This is a genomic window from Frigoribacterium sp. AC512, from assembly GCF_979258295.1.
Genome location: NZ_OZ409850.1, coordinates 222,351 through 240,275 on the forward strand (window position 1 = coordinate 222,351; position 17,925 = coordinate 240,275).

Sequence of the window (17,925 nt, forward strand, 5' to 3'; positions counted from 1 at the left end):
GTGCACTGACGTCGTCGCCAGGCGGGCCGATCGAGGCCCGTCGGCCGGCGCCGACGTCCAGCCGACGGCGCAGCACCTGCCCGGCCTCCGGACACCTCGTTCCCGGCCCCGCGAACCCGCACCCTTCCTCACCCCCAAGGACACTCCCGTGATCGACCTCGCCCGCGCGGGCGTCGTCGCCGGGGCCGTCGTCGCGCTCGCGGCCGGTCTCGTCGTCGCACCTCCCGCCTCCTCGTCCCCCGGCTCGGCTGCGGAGGCCGCGGCGCCGCGCACGACCGCCACCACCACCTCCTCGACCATCCGCTCCGCGTCGGCGGCGACCGTCTTCAAGGGCGGGCTGCACGTCGAGCAGTACGGTCCCGCCGCCACGGCCACGACCCAGCTCGCCGCCCAGGGGCGCACCGTCGACGCTGCCGCGGCGCGCACGATCGCGGCGCAGCCGATCGCGATCTGGCTCGGCTCCTGGTACGACGACGCGATGCTGGTGAAGGTGATCCAGCGGAACCTGGCCGCCGCCGAGGCGAAGGGGACCACGCCTGTGTTCGTCACGTACGACATCCCGGGGCGCGACTGCGGCGGGCACTCCGCAGGAGGCGCGGCGAGCGACGCCGCCTACCTGGCCTGGAACCAGAAGGTCGCGACCGCGCTCGCGGGGCACCGTGCCGTCGTGCTGGTCGAGCCCGACTCGCTGGGGCACCTCAGCTCGTGCCCGGCCCTGACCGAGACCCGGACCGCCACGATCGCGAGCGCCGTCGCCGCCTTCTCGCGCGCCGGCGTGCCTGCCTACCTCGACGGGGGCAACTCGAACTGGGTGAAGCCCGCCGACATGGCCGTCAGGCTCAAGGCGGCGGGGATCGACCAGGCCCGCGGCTTCTACACGAACGTCGCGAACTACTACGGGGTCGACCAGGAGCGGGCCTACGCCGACGCGGTCTCCGCCGCCACGGGCGGGGCGCGCTACGTGATCGACGTGTCGCGGAACGGGCGCGGGTGGAAGGGCACCTGGTGCAACGCCCCCGGTGCCGGGCTCGGGCAGACGCCCCGCGTGGCGACCTCGGGGACGAGCGCGCTCGACGCGCTGCTCTGGGTCAAGACGCCGGGTGCGAGCGACGGCACGTGCAACGGCGGGCCCGCGGCGGGCGTGTGGTTCCCGTCGTACGCGACGGCGCTGGTCGCGAACCGGCGCTGAGGCTCGGGCCGGGCGTCGGGCTCTCGGGCCCGTCCCGTCGCGCGCTGTTCGGCTTCCTGCCCGCGTGCGCTCGGGGGCCGCAAATGCCGACCGAAAGCGCCCTGAAGCCCCGATCATGACGGGAAAAGCCGCTGTTGCGGCGCACGCGGTCGGCATTTGCGGAGAGCAGACCCGCGGCACTCCCAAAAGAACGGTTCTGTCCGAGCAACGGGCCGCGCAACTGCCCGGCCGCAGACGCGCAGGAGGCGCGGCGCGAGCCTCGCTCGCACCGCGCCTCCTGCAGGCGGCCGGGTCGTCCCGGCGGGGCCGACCTAGAGCGTGGCCTCGGACGGGTCCCAGGCCTCGGCGAGCGGCTGCGGCTTCGCGACCGTCGAGGCGACCTCGACGACCGAGCGAGACTCCGCGGCCTCGCTGACGGCGAGCAGCACGTCGAGCACGTGCGACGCGACGGCGCCGCTGGCGCGCTCGGCGTCGCCGCCGCGCAGCGCCCGGGCGAGGTCGAGCACGCCCGAGCCTCGGCCGTAGGTCGATCCCGCGGCCGTGAGGGTGCTCGGCTCGTCCTGGCCGAAGCGCCAGATCGTCGAGTCGCCCTCGAAGGTGTTGGGGTCGGGCAGCACGATGGTGCCCTCGGTGCCGCTGATCTCGACGAAGCCCATGCGGGGCAGCGCGTTCTGGAACGAGAAGGTCGACTGCGCCGACTGCCCGCCCTCGAACGAGATGAGCGCCGCGTGGTGCGTCGGCACCTCCACGGCGAACTCGGTGCCGGCTCGGGGGCCGCTGCCGATCGAGCGCGTGGTGCGCGACGTCGACGAGACGGCGCTGACCGAGCTCGCGGCGCCGAACGCGTGCACGAGCGTCGTCACGTAGTACGGGCCCATGTCGAACAGTGGGCCCGCGCCCTTCGCGAAGAGGAACTCGGGGTCCGGGTGCCACGCGTCGGGCCCGGGCACGTGGAACAGCGTCGTCGCGGTCAGCGGCTCGCCGATGTCGCCGCGGGCGATCGCGCGCATCGCCGACTGGATGCCGGCGCCGAGCACGGTGTCGGGCGCGCAGGCGACCCGGACCCCGGCGGCGTCGGCGGCGGCCAGCAGGTCGCTCCCCGACGTGTGGTCGAGGGCCAGCGGCTTCTCGCTCCACACGCTCTTGCCCGCGGCGACGATCTGGCGTCCGACCTCGGCGTGCACGGCCGGGATCGTCAGGTTGACGACGATCTCGATCTCGTCGATCGCCAGGAGCTCCTCGACGGTGCCGTGGCGGGGGACGCCGTACTCCTCTGCACGCGAGCGGGCGCGATCGGCGATCAGGTCGGCGACGAAGAGGACCTCGAGGTCGGGGAACTTCGTCATGTTCTCGAGGTAGGTGCCGCTGATGACTCCCGCGCCGATCACGCCGACGCCGACACGACCCGTACGGCCGGTGCCGGTGCGGCCGGTCTCGCCGGAGGCGCCCGTCTCGACGCCGCTCACTTGTCGTTCTCCGCGAGCCACGCGAGCGACTCGGCGATGCCGTCGAACACGTCCCCGCTGTAGTCGTCGAACTCGACGACGCGCAGCGCGTGCGGCGCCGCGGCGAGCACTGCGGCGACGTCGACGTCGCCCTGGCCGGCGGGCGTCTGGTTCTTGAACGCCGCGGCGAGGGCCTCGGGCACCTCCAGGGCGCTCTCGCTGCTCGGCAGCGCGGTGGCGATGTCGCCCGAGATGCGGCCGTCCTTGACGTGCAGGAACTGGACGCGGTCGCCCAGCGAACGCAGCAGGGCGGGGGTGTCCATGCCGCCGACGGTCGACCAGAAGGTGTCGATCTCGAGCACGACGTCGTCGTTCAGGCGCTCGAGGAAGAACTCGTAGACGGGGCGCCCGTCGACCTTGTTCGCGAACTCCCACTGGTGGTTGTGGTAGCCGAACTTCAGTCCCGTGGCGGCCGCCTGCACCTGCAGCTCGTTGACGCGGTCGGCGATCGCGCGGGCGTCGTCGGCGGTCTGCCAGCGGTCGCTGGGGATGAAGGGGTCGATGACCGTCCCGACGCCGAGCTGGGCGGCGGCGGCGAAGGCGCGCTCGGGCTCGGTCGAGTCGATGACCGGCGCGTGGGCGGAGGGGGCGGTGACGCCCGAGGCGGCGAAGGCCTTCTCGAGCTCGTCGGCGCGGGCGACGAAGTCGTAGGGCTCGACCTTGGTGAAGCCGATCTCGGCGACGCGGGCGACGGCGCCCTGCAGGTCGGCCGAGATGGCGTCCCTGACCGTGTAGAGCTGGACGGAGGGTGACGAGGTCATGGCGAACTCCTTTGTCGTGGTGGATCTCGTGGTGGCCGGAGGGCCGGAGGGGAAGATCGAGGGCGTGCACGTCAACTCTGTCACTTCTGTCGACCCATGACAAAAGGTTCCCGACGATCGACAGGACGGATGTCGGGATCGAGGAGGCGTGGCCCGGGCGTCCACCCGCCGCTCGGCCGGTGGGCTCGTGCCTCGAGGCCGGAGGCCCCCCGTTCTGGGCGACGGACCGTTTCGTCGGGTTCTGCCCGTTACGATGCCGTTCTGCCCGCCCATCGCGCAGGCACGATCCCCGCCGACCGTCACCGGGTCCGCGTCGTGCCCGCGTCGACCGAGAGGACTCCGCGTGACCGACGACCGCGACCGCCCCGCCAGCCGCGCCGATAGCCGCGCCGAGAGCCGCGCCGCCAGCCGCACCGGCCGTCGTGCGGCGGAGACCTCGGGCCGAGGCGTAGCCCGTCACGGGCGCCTCCGAGCCACGGGTCCGCTGGGCACGATCGGCAGGGTCGTCGCCGGCGCCCTGGCCGTGGTGCTCGTGAGCGGGGCGTCCGTGGGGGCCATCGCGGCCTACCAGGTGCGCTCGGACCTCGGCTCGGGCGTCGCGCTCCCCGCGGCGAAGGGCAAAACCCCGATCGTCGCGTCGCCGCCGTCCGTCGACGCCTACCCGGGCGGCTTCAACGTGCTCGTCGTCGGCACCGACAACGACGCGGCACAGGACGAGGGCGCCTTCGGCAAGCGAGACGCCACCCTCAACGACGTCAACATCCTCCTGCACGTCTCGGCCGACCACTCGAACGCGACCGCGGTCAGCATCCCGCGCGACATGGTGGTCCCGATCCCTGCCTGCGCGAAGGAGGACGGCAGCGGCTACTACTCGGCCATGTCCGCCCGGCCGATGAACGAGGCGTACTCGTACGGCGGCCTCAGCTGCGTCGTGTCGACCGTGTCCGAGCTGACCGGCCTCGACATCCCCTTCGCGGGCATGATCTCGTTCAACGGCGTCATCGAGATGTCGAACGCCGTCGGCGGCGTCCCCGTCTGCGCCGCGACCCCGATCAAGGACCGCTACACCGGCCTCGACATCCAGGCCGGCGAGACGGTGCTGCAGGGCGAGCAGGCGCTGCAGTTCCTCCGCACGCGCCACGGCGTCGGCGACGGCTCCGACCTCGGCCGCATCAGCAGCCAGCAGGTCTACCTGTCGTCGCTGCTGCGCACGGTCAAGAGCGCCGACACCCTCACGAACCCGACCAAGCTCTACTCGCTCGCCCGGGCGGCGGCGAGCAACATGACCCTCTCCGAGCAGCTCACCGACCTCGGCACCATGGTGCAGATCGGCTCGGCGCTGCGCGACCTCCCGCTCGACCAGGTGAACTTCGTCCAGTACCCCGGCACGACCGAGGGCACCGGCGTCTACGCGGGCAAGGTGCAGCCGATCACCTCGGTCGCGACGAAGCTGTTCGACGCGATCCGGGCCGACCAGCCGTTCACCCTCGAGGCCGGCAGCGAGGGGCTCGGCGCCGCGTCCGCCGCCACGGGCGACGCGGCTGCGGGCGACGCGGCTGCGGGAGACGTCGCAGGAGGCGCCTCCGCGGCTCCCGAGACTCCCGCCGCCTCCGCGTCCGGGACGCCCGCTCCGACGACGCCGGCGACCGGCACTCCGACCGACCCTGCCGTGGCGCCTGCCGGCCCGGAGGTCATCTCCGGCCTCACGGGACAGTCGGCGGCCGAGCAGACCTGCTCGGTCGGGTTCCTGCAGAAGTAGTCCTGCCCATGGCGCCTGCGAGGCGACCGGCAGGGCGGGTGAGAGGGCGCCCCGGCGAGTAACCAGCTCGCCGGGACGACCGGGGATCCCCGCGCGGGCGCCCGAACGCGCCGCGGGGGGCCCTGCGGTGCCGGGATCAGGGGTTCGGCACCGCAGGGGGTGTGACGTCGACGTCGTCGTCGACAGAGGTGCCTCCGGTCGGTGCCGCGTCGGGGAGCGGCACAGCGTCGGGACGTGCGTCGGAGGTCTGGGCCGGCGCTGTCAGAGGGGAGCCGCCGCGTCCGGGGACGCCCCGTGCTGTCGGGTGGTGCACGACTCCGCCGTCTCCGGCGCCAGGGGTACTCTATGAGTCGGCATATAGGTGGACAAGGCCGCGACGCCCCCCGAAAGGGGGATCTACGGGTGAAACACGGGTGACCCGGCCAGGCCGTCGTCCTGCGGAGGCGCGGCTCGGCCCGTCGAGGAGGTGCGGTTCGGCAGATCGCGTCCGGCCCGCTATGATCGTGGGTGCGCCGTCACGTCCCGCACGAGACTGCGCATGGAGCCGTCGCATAGTTCGGCCTAGTGCACCACCCTGCTAAGGTGGAGTTCCCTTTGTGGGAACCGTGGGTTCAAATCCCACCGGCTCCGCGGGGCCCCGTCGCGTTGTGATCTCGCCAGATCGATGCACGGGGCCTTCTTCTTTTCCCGCGGCTCTCCTCGCCCTCCTCGAGGACGCTCAGCCGCATGTCCTGCGGACGGTCGACGCCGCCGCAGCCGCGGTCGCCGTCGCATCTGCAGCCGCGGTCGCCCTCAGCCGGCGCCGCCGCATCCGCAGCCGCGGCCGCGGTCGCGACCCTGGACGTGTCGGCGGCGCGTGCCAAGCTGGGCGCATGACACGAGGTCGGCTGCGGGTGCTGCTCGGCGCCGCTCCCGGCGTCGGCAAGACCTTCACGATGCTCGAGGAGGGCGCGAGGCTGCGCGACGAGGGCAAGGACGTCGTGGTGGCCGTGGTCGAGACCCACGGCAGGGCAGCCACCGCCGCCCGGCTGGGCGACCTCGAGGTGGTGCCGCGCGAGCGACACGTGCACCGCGGGGTCGAGCTCGACGAGATGGACCTGGAGGCGGTGCTCGCCCGGGCGCCGCAGGTCGCGCTCGTCGACGAGCTCGCGCACAGCAACGCCCCGGGCTCCCGGCACGACAAGCGCTGGCGCGACGTGCAGGCCCTGCTCGACGCCGGCATCTCGGTCGTGTCGACCGTCAACGTGCAGCACGTCGAGTCGCTGGCCGACGTCGTCGAGCAGATCACCGGCGCGGCGCAGCGTGAGACCGTGCCCGACGCGGTGCTGCGCGCGGCCGACCAGATCGAGGTCGTCGACCTGGCGCCGCAGGCGCTCCGCGACCGGCTCGCGGCCGGCGACGTCTACCCGGCTGCCCGGGTCGACGCGGCGCTCTCCCACTACTTCCGGCTCGGCAACCTCACGGCGCTGCGCGAGCTCGCCCTGCTGTGGCTCGCCGACGAGGTCGACAGCGCCCTCCGCGCCTACCGCGTCGAGCACGGCATCGACGCCGCGTGGGAGGCGCGCGAGCGCGTGGTCGTGGCCCTCACGGGAGGCGCGGAGGGCGAGACGCTGATCCGTCGCGCCGCGCGCATCGCGGCCCGCAGCGCCGGGGGCGAGCTGATCGCCGTGCACGTCAGCACCCCCGACGGCCTCCGGCAGGGCGCGCCCGGCGCGCTCGCCGCCCAGCGCGCCCTCGTCGAGAAGCTCGGCGGCAGCTACCACCAGGTCGTCGGCTCGGACGTGCCGAGGGCGCTGGTCGACTTCGCCAAGGGGGCCGACGCCTCCCAGCTCGTGATCGGCGTCAGCCGACGCGGCCGGCTCGGGTCGCTCGTCACGGGGCCCGGCATCGGCGCGACAGTGGTCCGCGAGTCAGGCCAGCTCGACGTGCACATCGTCACGCACTCGGCCGCGGGCCGGGGCTGGTCGTTGCCCAAGCTCGGCGGGGCGCTCTCGCGCTCGCGGGTCGTCACGGGCTTCGTGCTCGCAGCCGTCGTCGGGCCGTTGCTCACCTGGCTGCTCGCCGGTCACCGCACAGAAGACGGGATCGCCGGCACTGTGCTGCTGTTCCAGCTGCTCGTCGTCGTCGTCGCGGTGACCGGCGGCGTGTGGCCGGCGCTGTTCGCCGCGCTGCTGTCGGGCGTGACGCTCGACCTCTTCTTCATCGCGCCGGTCTACGAGCTCACCATCGCCGAGCCGCTGCACCTCGTCGCGCTCGTGCTCTACGTGCTCAACGCCGCCATCGTCAGCTGGGTCGTCGACCAGGCGGCACGGCGCAGCCGCTCGGCGGCCCGGGCCCTCGCCGAGACCGAGCTGCTCGCGACCGTGTCGGGCAGCGTCCTGCGGGGGCAGGACGCGCTGCAGGCGCTCGTCGCGCGCACCCGCGAGGCGTTCGGGCTGAGGCGGGTGCGGGTGCTGTCGGGCGACGAGGTGCTCGGCGACAGCGGCGCCGCGGGCGACGACGCTGGTGCACGTGCTGGTGGAGCTGCTGCCGGTGCGCGTGCCCGTGGGGCTGCTGCGGTGCGTGGTGGTGCGGCTGCCGCGGGTGCCTCGGGCGACGTCTCGACGCTGCCCGCGGGCGAGCACGGCGTGCTCGAGCTCACGGGCGAGCCGCTGCAGGCGGGCGACCGACGCCTCCTCGCCGTGGTCGCCGCGCAGGTCGAGGCGGCGCTCGAGCACTCGGCGCTCACCCGGACGGCCGGCCAGGTCGCGCCGCTCGCCGAGGTCGACCGGATGCGCAGCGCGCTGCTGGCCGCGGTCGGGCACGACCTGCGCCGCCCGCTCGCCGCGGCGACCGCCTCCGTCAGCGGCCTGCGCCAGCCCGGCGTCGAGTGGAGCGACGCCGACCGGGACGAGCTGCTCGCCACCGCGTGGGAGAGCCTGGAGTCGCTGTCGTCCCTCGTCACCAACCTGCTCGACGTCAGCCGGGTGCAGGCCGGCGCGCTGGCCGTCCGCACGGCGGTCGTCGACGTCGACGACGTCGTGCTCGGGGCGCTCGACGAGCTCGGGCTCGGGCCCGCCGACGTCGAGCTGGCGCTGCGTGCGTCGGTGCCGGCCGTCGTGGCCGACGCCGTGCTGCTGCAGCGCGTTCTCGTCAACCTGCTCGACAACGCGCTGCGCCACTCGCCCGACGGCACCCTCGTGCGCATCTCGACCAGCGGCTTCGCCGGCCGGGTGGAGGTGCGGGTCGTCGACCGCGGGCCCGGTGTCCCGCCCGAGCGCCGCGACGAGATCACCGTCGCGTTCCAGCGGCTCGGCGACACGGACAACTCCACGGGGCTCGGGCTCGGCCTGGCGCTGAGCAAGGGGTTCACGGAGGCGATGGGCGGCACCCTCACGATGGACGACACCCCGGGCGGCGGCCTCACCGCCGTCGTCTCCCTGCCCGAGGCCCCTGCCCCGGGTGCCGGGGCGGATCCTCACGGGATCCGTACGTCGGGGACGCGATCGGCGCCTCCTGCGGGCGGTACCGTCGTCGAGGAGGGCCCGTGAAGATCCTGATCGCCGACGACGACCCGCAGATCCTGCGGGCGCTCAAGGTGACCCTCGGCGCCCACGGCTACGAGATCCACACCGCGTCCGACGGCCGTGAGGCGCTCGACGTCGCCATGACGCAGCACCCCGACCTGGTCATGCTCGACCTCGGCATGCCGCGGCTCGACGGCGTCGAGGTGATCGCGGGCCTGCGCGGCTGGTCGACGGCCCCCGTGCTCGTCGTCTCCGGGCGCACCGACGCCGCCGACAAGGTCGAGGCGCTCGACGCCGGCGCCGACGACTACGTGACGAAGCCGTTCGCGATGGAGGAGCTGCTCGCGCGGATCCGCGCGCTCACCCGCCGCCTCGCTCCCGGCGACGACGACACGCCCGTGGTCGAGTTCGGCGACGTGCGGGTCGACCTGTCCGCCACGACGGTGACGCGCGCCGGCGAGCTCGTGCGGCTGACGCCGACCGAGTGGCGCGTGCTCGAGCTGCTGCTGCAGAGCCCCGGCAAGCTCGTCACCCGCGAGACCCTGCTGACCCAGGTGTGGGGCGCGTTCCACGCGAAGGACACCGGCTACCTCCGCCTCTACTTCGCGCAGCTGCGCAAGAAGCTCGAGCCGGTGCCGGCCGAGCCGCGCTACCTCGTCACCGAGCTGGGCATGGGCTACCGCTTCGTGCCGGACGGAGGCGCCGAGAAGCCCTGACCCCGGACGAGCCTGACCTCGGACGAGCCCGACCTGAGACGAGCCTGACCTCAGACGGGCCAGACCGCCGAGGAGCCTGACTGCCGAGACCGCCGCCGGGCTGCGCACGTGGCGAGCTGCGTCCCCGCCGTGGACACGCTGGATGCATGCTGCGGACGCCTGAAGTCCTCACGACATCCTTACGCCCGACCGGCCTGGGCGGCGTCGCGCCGGGCGTAGCGTTGCTCCGTCGAGCCGTCCCGGGTGCGACGAGCGACGAGAGGTCACCGTGTCCACGACGTCCGAGCAGCGCGACGCCGATGCGCGGGAACCGGCGCTCTCCCGCACGTCGGGGTCGCGCCTCCGTGGCTGGCTGCTGGGCGGCCTCTCCGAGAACAGCGGCGCTCACCAGGGGCCGCACGCCACCACCGTCGAGAAGACGCACTCGTGGTGGCGCGTCATGTGCCTCACCGGGGTCGACTACTTCTCGACCCTCGGCTACCAGCCGGCCATCGCCGCCGTCGCAGCCGGCCTGCTCTCGCCGCTGGCGACGATCGTGCTCGTGCTGCTGACCCTCTTCGGCGCGCTGCCCGTCTACCGACGCGTGGCCCGTGAGAGCCCGCGCGGCGAGGGCTCGATCGCGATGCTCGAGCGCCTGCTGCCCTGGTGGGGCGGCAAGGTCTTCGTGCTCGTCCTGCTCGGCTTCGCCGCCACCGACTTCATGATCACCATCACCCTCTCGGCCGCAGACGCCACCGCGCACGCCGTCGAGAACCCCTTCGCGCCGTCGTGGTTCCACGGCGCCGAGGTGCCGATCACGCTGTTCCTGGTCGCCCTGCTGGCCGCGGTGTTCCTCCGGGGATTCAAGGAGGCGATCGGCATCGCCGTCGTCCTGGTCGGCGTCTTCCTGACGCTCAACCTCGTCGTGATCGCCGTGGCGCTCGCCCACGTCGCCGAGAACCCTGTCGTCATCGGCAACTGGTGGCAGGCGCTGACCGTGCAGCACGGCAACCCGCTCGTCATGGTGGGCATCGCGCTGATCGTGTTCCCGAAGCTCGCGCTCGGCCTGTCGGGCTTCGAGACCGGCGTCGCCGTCATGCCGCAGATCACCGGCGACGCGAGCGACACCCCGCAGCAGCCGGTCGGCCGGATCCGCGGTGCACGCCGCCTGCTCACGTCGGCCGCGATCATCATGAGCTCGTTCCTCATCCTGTCGAGCTTCGTGACCACCTTGTTGATCCCGCAGGAGGAGTTCCAGTCGGGAGGCGAGGCGAACGGCCGTGCCCTCGCCTACCTCGCGCACGCCTACCTCGGCAACGGTTTCGGCACCCTCTACGACGTCGCCACCATCTGCATCCTCTGGTTCGCCGGCGCCTCGGCGATGGCGGGGCTGCTCAACATCGTGCCCCGGTACCTGCCGCGCTACGGCATGGCGCCGCAGTGGGCGCGGGCCGTGCGGCCGCTGGTGCTCGTCTTCACGGCGATCGCCTTCGTCATCACGATCGTGTTCGACGCCGACGTGGACGCCCAGGGCGGGGCGTACGCGACGGGGGTGCTCGTGCTCATCACCAGCGCCTCCGTGGCGGTGACCCTGTCCGCGCGCCGGGCGCGACAGCGCAAGCGGACCGTCGCCTTCGGCGTCATCGCCGTCGTCTTCGTCTACACGACGGTCGTCAACGTGGTCGAGCGCCCCGACGGCGTCCGGATCGCCGCGATCTTCATCGTGGGCATCATGGCGGTGTCGCTGATCTCGCGGGTGAGACGGTCGTTCCAGCTGCGCGCGACGTCGATCTCGTTCGACGACACGTCGCTCGGCTACGTCCGGGAGGACGCCGACGAGTACGGCTCGATCCGCATCATCGCGCACGAGCCGGGCCGCGAGGTCGCCGAAATCTACAAGAAGAAGCTGAGCGCCGAGCGCAAGTACAGCGGCATCCCGCAGCGCTCGCCCGTGATCTTCCTCGAGGTGCACCCCGGCGACTCGTCCGACTTCGAGGAGGACCTCGAGGTCACCGGCTGCGTCGTGCACGGCTACCGCGTGCTGCGCGTCACCAGCGGCGCCGTGCCCAACACGATCGCGTCGGTGCTGCTCGCGGTGCGTGACGAGACCGGGGTCGTGCCCGACGTCTACTTCGAGTGGACCGAGGGCAGCCCGCTGTCGAACATGGGCCGGTTCCTGGTGACCGGGGCCGGCGAGGTGGCGCCCGTGACGCGCGAGGTGCTGCGGCAGGCGGAGCCGCACCGCTCGCGCCGCCCCGACGTGCACGTCAGCTAGCCGCGCCCGCTGCTGCCGCTCCGGCCGCCCGCGCCCCGCGCCCGGGCACCCCTTGCCCCCTCATCTGACGCGTTCCGGACAAATTGACGCGCAAGAGCGCGTCATCCCGTCCGGAACGCGTCAGCCTGGCGAGTCAGGACGCGCGAAGCGGACGGCCGCGAGGCGCATGGCCGCGCGCACGCGGCGGGGATCGACGGCGACGTCTGCCGCGCGCAGCAGATCTGCCAGCCGTGCAGGGTGCACGACGTCGAGGAGATCGAAGTGCACGACCGTGCGCACCTCTCCCGACCGCAGCAGCTCCCGGTCGCGTGCCTTCATCTGTCGGAGGGCCTCAGCGGTCGAACGTCCGGCGAGCATCTTCCCGTCGACGAGCTTCTCCATGCCGTCGAACTCGAGCAGGGCGCCGTCGTCGGGCAGGTGCATGTCGCCTCGCCCCGCGAACCGGCCGCGCACCGTGACGGCCTTCTGGAGGACGGGGGCCTCGACGCCGAGTTCGTGCAGCGCGATCCGTGCCAGGGACTCGCCGCCGTTCTCGGCCCACGGGGACGCGAACTCGATCACGCGTGCTGCCGCGCTCCCCCCTCGACGGTCGCCGGGGCCGACCGAGGCGAGCAGATCGGCTCGGACCCTGGCCAGCCGTTCATCGACGTGGGGCCCAGCATCGTGCCGACCGCGGAGGACGATGCGCCGCAGGGCCGCGTCGGCACAGAGGACGGCGTCTCCGAACGAGGCGGACTTGGCCACGTCGACGACGGTGCGCGAGAGGGACGTCGACGGAACGCCCCCGACGTCGACCACATCGCGGGCGGCGAGCTCGCCCGGACGCACGTGGACGAGACGAGCGCGGCGGGCCTCGGCGCGGAGAGGATCGACGAGCTGCACGACCTCGCCGAACGCGCGGTGGACGCGTGGCAGGTCGTGGACGGCGACGGCCGAGTCATGGGACGCCACGAGCCGAGCTGGATGTCCCGCCAGCGCGGCACGGACGGTGACGACGTGACGGCCACGGTCGTCGAGAGCCGTCCAGGCGGCCGCGGCGACGTACACACCTCGGCGCACACGATGGATGTCGCCCCGTTCGTGGCCTCGTCTCAGCGCCCGCGCCTCCTTCGCATCACCGTAGGTCGCCGCGAAGCTCAGCGGAACGCGGAACGGGTCAGGTGCGGTCATGTGCCGAGTGTCGTTCTCCAGGAGGACGCCCGTGTCGCAGACGGCTGTTGCCGGGGAGAGGCGACCTGTGAAGGCTGCTGGGGAGGAATCCCCTTCGGGATGTCTTCCGGACAAGATGACGCGCTGTAGCGCGGCACTGTGTCCGAACGGGGTCAAGAAGGGCGGGCGCGGCGGGTGGAGGCGCGGGCGTGGCGCAGCGGCGGGGTACAGCCGGAGCGGCGCTCAGCTTGGCCCCCGCAGCCGCGCAGCCTGTATGTCTGGTGCATGACCGCTTCTCGCTCCCTGCCCTACCCCCTCGGCGTCACGCCCCTCGAGGGCGGCGGCGCCCACGTCGCCGTGTACTCCGAGACCGCCGACAAGATCTGGTTCTGCCTGTTCGACGACGCGGACGACGGCACCTCGGGCACCGAGAGCCGCCACGAGCTCACCGAGCGCACCGGCCACGTGTTCCACACCGTCGTCGAGGAGGCGCGCGTCGGCTCCCGCTACGGCCTGCGTGTCGCAGGCCCCTGGGACCCGGCCGCCGGCCTCCGCCACAACGAGCACAAGCTGCTCCTCGACCCCTACGCCACGGCCCTCGACGGCCGCTTCGACTGGGGCCAGGCCGTGTTCGGCCACGACATGGACGAGCCCGAGACGATGGACACGACCGACTCCGCGTCGGCCATGCCGCGCAACGTGATCGCCGACCGCGACTTCGACTGGGGCTCCGACGAGCGCCCGCTGACCGCCCTCGAGGACACGGTCGTGTACGAGGTGCACGTGAAGGGCTTCACGAAGGCGCACCCCGACGTGCCCGAGGAGATCCGCGGCACCTACGCGGGCCTCGCGCACCCGGCCGCGATCAAGTACTTCACCGACCTGGGCGTCACCGCCGTCGAGCTGCTGCCCACGCACCAGTTCGTTCAGGACAGCCACCTCGAGGAGAAGGGCCTCCGCAACTACTGGGGCTACAACTCCATCGGCTTCTTCGCGCCGCACGACGAGTACGCCTCGGAGGCGGCGGGCACGCGAGGCGGCCAGGTCGCCGAGTTCAAGGCCATGGTCAAGGCCTTCCACGAGGCCGGCCTCGAGGTGTGGATGGACGTCGTGTACAACCACACGGCCGAGGGCAACCACATGGGCCCGACGATCTCGTTCAAGGGCATCGACAACGCGTCGTACTACCGCCTGGTCGAGGGCGAGGAGTCGGCGTACTTCGACACCACCGGCACCGGCAACAGCCTGAACGTCAGCCACCCGGCGGCGCTCGGCCTGATCATGGACAGCCTGCGCTACTGGGTCACCGAGATGCACGTCGACGGCTTCCGCTTCGACCTGGCGACGACGCTGACGCGTCAGGGCGGCGAGGCCAGCGAGCACAGCGCGTTCCTCACGCTGATCCACCAGGACCCGGTGCTGCAGAGCGTCAAGATGATCGCCGAGCCGTGGGACACCGCCGGCTACCAGGTCGGCGGCTTCCCGGCCGACTGGTCGGAGTGGAACGGCAAGTTCCGCGACGACGTCCGCGAGTTCTGGAACGGCGAGCCCGGCGTCCTGTCGACCTTCTCCGACCGCGTGCTCGGCAGCCCCGACGTCTACGAGGACTCGCGCCGCTCGCCCCTCTCGAGCGTCAACTTCGTCACCGCGCACGACGGCTTCACGCTGGCCGACCTGACGATGTACGCCGAGAAGCACAACGACGCCAACGGCGAGGACAACCAGGACGGCGAGAGCGACAACAAGTCGTTCAACGGAGGCGTCGAGGGCCCCACCGACGACGGCGCCGTCAACGAGTACCGCGACCGCCAGCGCCGCAACTTCCTCGGGACGCTGCTGATCAGCGCGGGCGTGCCGATGATCCTCGGCGGCGACGAGATCGCGCGCAGCCAGGGCGGCAACAACAACGCCTACTGCCAGGACAGCGAGATCTCGTGGTTCGACTGGGAGCGCGCCGACCGCGACCTGCTCGCCTTCACGACCGAGCTGATCACGCTGCGTCGCGAGAACCCGGCGCTGCGCCCCGACTGGTTCCGCTACGCGCCCGAGGTCGAGAGCGACGACCACGTCCAGGTGCGCCGTGCCGACGACCACTCGTTCTCGACGGGCGACTGGCAGCAGGGCGAGAACAAGGCGATCACGTTCGTGCTCACGCACAAGGACGCCGACGCCTTCGCCTACCTCACCAACGGCTCGACGAGCGTCGTCGAGTTCCAGGTGCCCGAGGCGCCGCACGGCGAGTGGGAGCTCGCCAGCTCGAGCGATCCCGACCAGCGGGTCGAGGGTCCGGTGACGACGCTGCTCGTGCGCGACGCGAGCTTCACGCTGCTCCGCAGCCGCGCCTCCTAGGGGCACCGGGCGGGAGCTGACCCGAGGAGGCGCGCGTCGCCTCCTCGGGTCAGGTCGCGCCGGTCCCGGGAACGGGACCGCGGACGAGAACGCCGGAGGGCGGGCACCCAGGGTGCCCGCCCTCCGGCGTGTGGAGCGTCGGCGCCGTCAGGCCGTCGCGAGCTGACGTGCGGGCTCGACGAAGAAGTCCGCGTAGGACGGGCCGGCCGCGACGACGGGCACGCGGGGCGTCCGTGCGGTGCGGCGGCGCTTCGGGTACACGGAGACGTGGACCGGCGCGACGCTCGACTCGCGTCGGTAGGAGCTGTCGCTGGTGACGTCGACCCGGGAGCGGACGTGCTTGACGAGCTGATCCGGGTCGAGGGCCGCGAGCTCGCGGGCCGACACGGAGCGGAGGGGGGACGGCGAGGTTCCTGTGGACATGTTCGGCTCATTCCCGGCGCCCTGCGAACGCCTGATCGAACTGCGGATGATGGCTGTGCCGCCGTGAATCGGCACGTCCCCACCATCGCAGTCGACCCCGGAAGTGTCTAGCTCACCTAACTACTGTTCGCGTCGCGGATACCCTCGGCACCAGCCCTGAGCAGGCCTCGTGTCGCCTCAGGCCCGCCGCGCGACGAGGGCGTCCGAGAGCTGCCGGGTGACCTCGGCGTCGATCGTCACCGGTTCGCCGTCCAGCGACGAGAGGGGCGCGACCAGGCGACCGCTCGAGACGAGCCAGAGCGCGTCGGCCCGGCGCACCTCGTCCATCGGCAGCAGCACCTCGGCGACCTCGTGCCCGAGCGAGCGGAGCACCTCGAAGGCGGCGGCCTGGGTCGTGCCCTCGAGGATGCCCTGGTCGGTGCGCGGCGTGACGTACACGCCGTCGAGGCGCGCGATGAGCGACGCCGACGGCCCCTCGAGCGCGTAGCCGTCGCTGCTCACGAAGAGCACGTCGTCGGCTCCTCGGCGGGCGGCCTCGCGCAGCACGCTCTTGTTGACGGCGTACGACAGCGTCTTGGCGCCCTGCAGCAGCCACGGCGAGGTCCGTGCGACGTCGTGCCGGTAGCCGCGGTCGAGCGACACGACGCGGATGCCGTGCACGCGCTCGGCGTCGTGGTCGGGCATCAGCTCGGTGCGGACCCACGCCGTCGGCGACCCGTCGCCTCCCTCGATCCCTCGCGTCACGACGAGCTTCTGCAGGAGGAGCGGTGCCGGCTCGTGCAGCCTGGCCGACTCGAGGCAGGCGGCCCGGATCACGTCGAGGTCGAGCTCGGGCAGGTCGAGCAGGGCCGCCGAGCGGGCGAGCCGGGCGAGGTGCGGCTCCAGGGCCTGGATCGAGCCGTGCGAGACGCCGAGCCCCTCGAAGATCCCGTCGCCGCGGGTGACGCCCAGGTCGGTGACGTGGATCGTGTGCTCGGTCGGCTCGACGACCCGCCAGCCCGTCTCGTCGGGCGCTCGAGGCGGCCCGCCCGCGGCCGCTCGGTCGATCAGCACGAGCACGGGAGGAGGGGCGTCGGTCATGGGGCCGACGCTAGCAGCGCTGTGCGGTGGCGGCCCCGGTGGAGTCGCTGGGCGGACTAGTGAGAGCGTCTAGCGAAAATGGATGTTGACCAGGCTCTTTCGACGGAGTCAACCCCTGTCGGGACGCCGTCCGCGGTCGTAGGCTGACGGAGCCCGCCTCGAGCAGGCACGTGGCTCTCCGCACAGTCGGAGCTTCACGCAGGGACGATCGCTGCGGAGGGTCACGAGGGGCAGAGCGCCGCAGAGGCCAGAGCGTCACGAGGCTGATCCTCCGAGGAGGGGCCGCGCCCCTCGAGCGAGGAGCGCGGCCCGGATGCCGCCCCGCGAGCGTGAGCTTCACGGGCAGGGAACGCTCGCGGGGAGCGACATCCTGTGGGACCGGTGAGGTCCCGACCCGACAAGGTTACGCGTTCCGCCGAGTCCCCCGGAAGGTGCCAGCGGACGCGCACGGCATGCACAGGCTGCACGGAGCAGCCCGGCCGGGCCCGTACCCCGGCGAGATCCCCTGTCCTGCCCGCCGTCGTGCGACAGACTGACGCCATGAGCCCCGAGCAGCCCCGCACGACCCTGACCGCCCGGGCGGTCGTCTTCGACATGGACGGGACGCTCGTCGACTCGACCGCCCTCGTCGAGCGCATCTGGACCGACTGGTGCGGGCCGCTCGGCCTGCACCCCGGCGAGGTGCTGGCCTTCGCGCACGGCCGGCAGACCGCGGACACGGTCAGGCGGTTCCTGCCTGAGCTGGACGAGGAGGCGGTGCTGCGGCACGTCGACGCGCTGCTGTCGGTCGAGGGCGAGGCCCCCGACGGCGTGGTGGAGATCCCCGGCGCGGCCGCGTTCGTCGCCGCCCTGCCCGCGCAGCTCGTCGCGCTGGTGACGAGCGCCCCGGTGGACATCGCGCGGAGCCGCACCGCCGTCGCGGGCGTCGGGCTGCCCGCGGTCGTGCTCGCCTCCGAGGACGTGCCGGTCGGCAAGCCCGCTCCCGACGGGTACCTGCGCGCCGCCGAGCTGCTGGGCGTCGAGCCGGGCGACGTCGTCGTCTTCGAGGACGCGGAGGCGGGGCTGCAGGCCGCACGCGCCTCCGGGGCCCAGGTCGTGGTCGTGGGCGACCACGACGGGCCGGCCGCCGAGGGGCTGACGCGCATCGCCGACTACCGCGGCGCCGTGGTCGAGCTCGGCGACGACGGGCTGCTCACGATCAGGCTCTGAGCCCGGGCGGCAGCGCCTGCGCGGC

Annotated in this window: 12 protein-coding genes and 1 tRNA gene; 8 read left to right on the plus strand and 5 right to left on the minus strand. The window is 72.8% G+C overall.

The features are described 5' to 3' along the window. Positions 1 to 148: 148 nt before the first annotated feature. Positions 149 to 1,189: a glycoside hydrolase family 6 protein gene (locus tag ACZZ97_RS00975; protein ID WP_463471958.1), complete on the plus strand. Its 1,041-nt coding sequence runs from the start codon at positions 149 to 151 to the stop codon at positions 1,187 to 1,189. Between the two features lie 311 nt (positions 1,190 to 1,500). Here ACZZ97_RS00975 and ACZZ97_RS00980 read toward each other — a convergent pair whose 3' ends face one another. Together ACZZ97_RS00980 and ACZZ97_RS00985 are read right to left on the minus strand one after the other, a co-directional pair. Continuing rightward, complete coding sequence (locus ACZZ97_RS00980; RefSeq protein WP_314103239.1) at positions 1,501 to 2,655, minus strand: Gfo/Idh/MocA family protein; 1,155 nt, start codon at positions 2,653 to 2,655, stop codon at positions 1,501 to 1,503. Then, positions 2,652 to 3,455, minus strand: a complete 804-nt coding sequence (locus tag ACZZ97_RS00985; protein WP_463471959.1) for a sugar phosphate isomerase/epimerase family protein — start codon at positions 3,453 to 3,455, stop codon at positions 2,652 to 2,654. Before ACZZ97_RS00985 ends, ACZZ97_RS00980 begins: the two co-directional genes overlap by 4 nt. A 343-nt stretch (positions 3,456 to 3,798) precedes the next feature. Here ACZZ97_RS00985 and ACZZ97_RS00990 point away from each other — a divergent pair, with 343 nt between their 5' ends. From ACZZ97_RS00990 to ACZZ97_RS01010, 5 genes are all read left to right on the plus strand, one after another. Beyond that, the gene (locus tag ACZZ97_RS00990; protein ID WP_463471960.1) at positions 3,799 to 5,214 is read left to right on the plus strand and encodes an LCP family protein; all 1,416 of its coding nucleotides are present in this window, start codon (positions 3,799 to 3,801) and stop codon (positions 5,212 to 5,214) included. 540 nt (positions 5,215 to 5,754) lie between these two features. Beyond that, positions 5,755 to 5,844 (plus strand) — tRNA-Ser (locus ACZZ97_RS00995). A 242-nt stretch (positions 5,845 to 6,086) separates the two neighbouring features. Beyond that, positions 6,087 to 8,744, plus strand: a complete 2,658-nt coding sequence (locus ACZZ97_RS01000; RefSeq protein ID WP_463471961.1) for a sensor histidine kinase — start codon at positions 6,087 to 6,089, stop codon at positions 8,742 to 8,744. Beyond that, positions 8,741 to 9,436, plus strand: coding sequence for a response regulator (locus tag ACZZ97_RS01005; protein WP_123547077.1), 696 nt, complete (start codon positions 8,741 to 8,743; stop codon positions 9,434 to 9,436). The genes ACZZ97_RS01000 and ACZZ97_RS01005 overlap by 4 nt, the downstream gene beginning before the upstream one ends. Positions 9,437 to 9,704: 268 nt before the next feature. Continuing rightward, the gene (locus tag ACZZ97_RS01010; protein ID WP_314102517.1) at positions 9,705 to 11,690 is read left to right on the plus strand and encodes an APC family permease; all 1,986 of its coding nucleotides are present in this window, start codon (positions 9,705 to 9,707) and stop codon (positions 11,688 to 11,690) included. 120 nt (positions 11,691 to 11,810) lie between these two features. Here the strand turns inward: ACZZ97_RS01010 and ACZZ97_RS01015 are convergent, their stop codons facing one another. Then, positions 11,811 to 12,860, minus strand: a complete 1,050-nt coding sequence (locus ACZZ97_RS01015) for a hypothetical protein (RefSeq protein WP_463471962.1) — start codon at positions 12,858 to 12,860, stop codon at positions 11,811 to 11,813. A 264-nt stretch (positions 12,861 to 13,124) separates the two neighbouring features. Between ACZZ97_RS01015 and glgX the strand changes: the two genes are divergently transcribed. Then, positions 13,125 to 15,188, plus strand: coding sequence for a glycogen debranching protein GlgX (gene glgX, locus ACZZ97_RS01020; RefSeq protein WP_463471963.1), 2,064 nt, complete (start codon positions 13,125 to 13,127; stop codon positions 15,186 to 15,188). 147 nt (positions 15,189 to 15,335) lie between these two features. Here the strand turns inward: glgX and ACZZ97_RS01025 are convergent, their stop codons facing one another. Next, positions 15,336 to 15,611 carry a hypothetical protein gene (locus ACZZ97_RS01025; RefSeq protein WP_463471964.1) on the minus strand — a complete coding sequence of 92 codons (276 nt, stop codon included), beginning with the start codon at positions 15,609 to 15,611 and terminating at the stop codon, positions 15,336 to 15,338. 177 nt (positions 15,612 to 15,788) lie between these two features. Further along, complete coding sequence (locus ACZZ97_RS01030; RefSeq protein ID WP_463471965.1) at positions 15,789 to 16,691, minus strand: aminodeoxychorismate lyase; 903 nt, start codon at positions 16,689 to 16,691, stop codon at positions 15,789 to 15,791. A gap of 540 nt (positions 16,692 to 17,231) precedes the next feature. Between ACZZ97_RS01030 and ACZZ97_RS01035 the strand changes: the two genes are divergently transcribed. Next, entirely contained in the window at positions 17,232 to 17,900 is a 669-nt protein-coding gene (locus ACZZ97_RS01035; protein ID WP_463471966.1) for an HAD-IA family hydrolase, read from the plus strand. The last annotated feature ends 25 nt before the right edge of the window (positions 17,901 to 17,925 follow it).

Bases quoted from the DNA above. Each gene is read 5' to 3' on its own strand.
- ACZZ97_RS00985 (WP_463471959.1), bottom strand. From the start codon at position 3,455: ATGACCTCGTCACCCTCCGTCCAGCTCTACACGGTCAGGGACGCCATC.
- ACZZ97_RS01000 (WP_463471961.1), top strand. From the start codon at position 6,087: ATGACACGAGGTCGGCTGCGGGTGCTGCTCGGCGCCGCTCCCGGCGTC.
- ACZZ97_RS01015 (WP_463471962.1), bottom strand. From the start codon at position 12,860: ATGACCGCACCTGACCCGTTCCGCGTTCCGCTGAGCTTCGCGGCGACC.
- glgX (WP_463471963.1), top strand. From the start codon at position 13,125: ATGACCGCTTCTCGCTCCCTGCCCTACCCCCTCGGCGTCACGCCCCTC.
- ACZZ97_RS01025 (WP_463471964.1), bottom strand. From the start codon at position 15,611: ATGTCCACAGGAACCTCGCCGTCCCCCCTCCGCTCCGTGTCGGCCCGC.
- ACZZ97_RS01030 (WP_463471965.1), bottom strand. From the start codon at position 16,691: ATGACCGACGCCCCTCCTCCCGTGCTCGTGCTGATCGACCGAGCGGCC.
- ACZZ97_RS01035 (WP_463471966.1), top strand. From the start codon at position 17,232: ATGAGCCCCGAGCAGCCCCGCACGACCCTGACCGCCCGGGCGGTCGTC.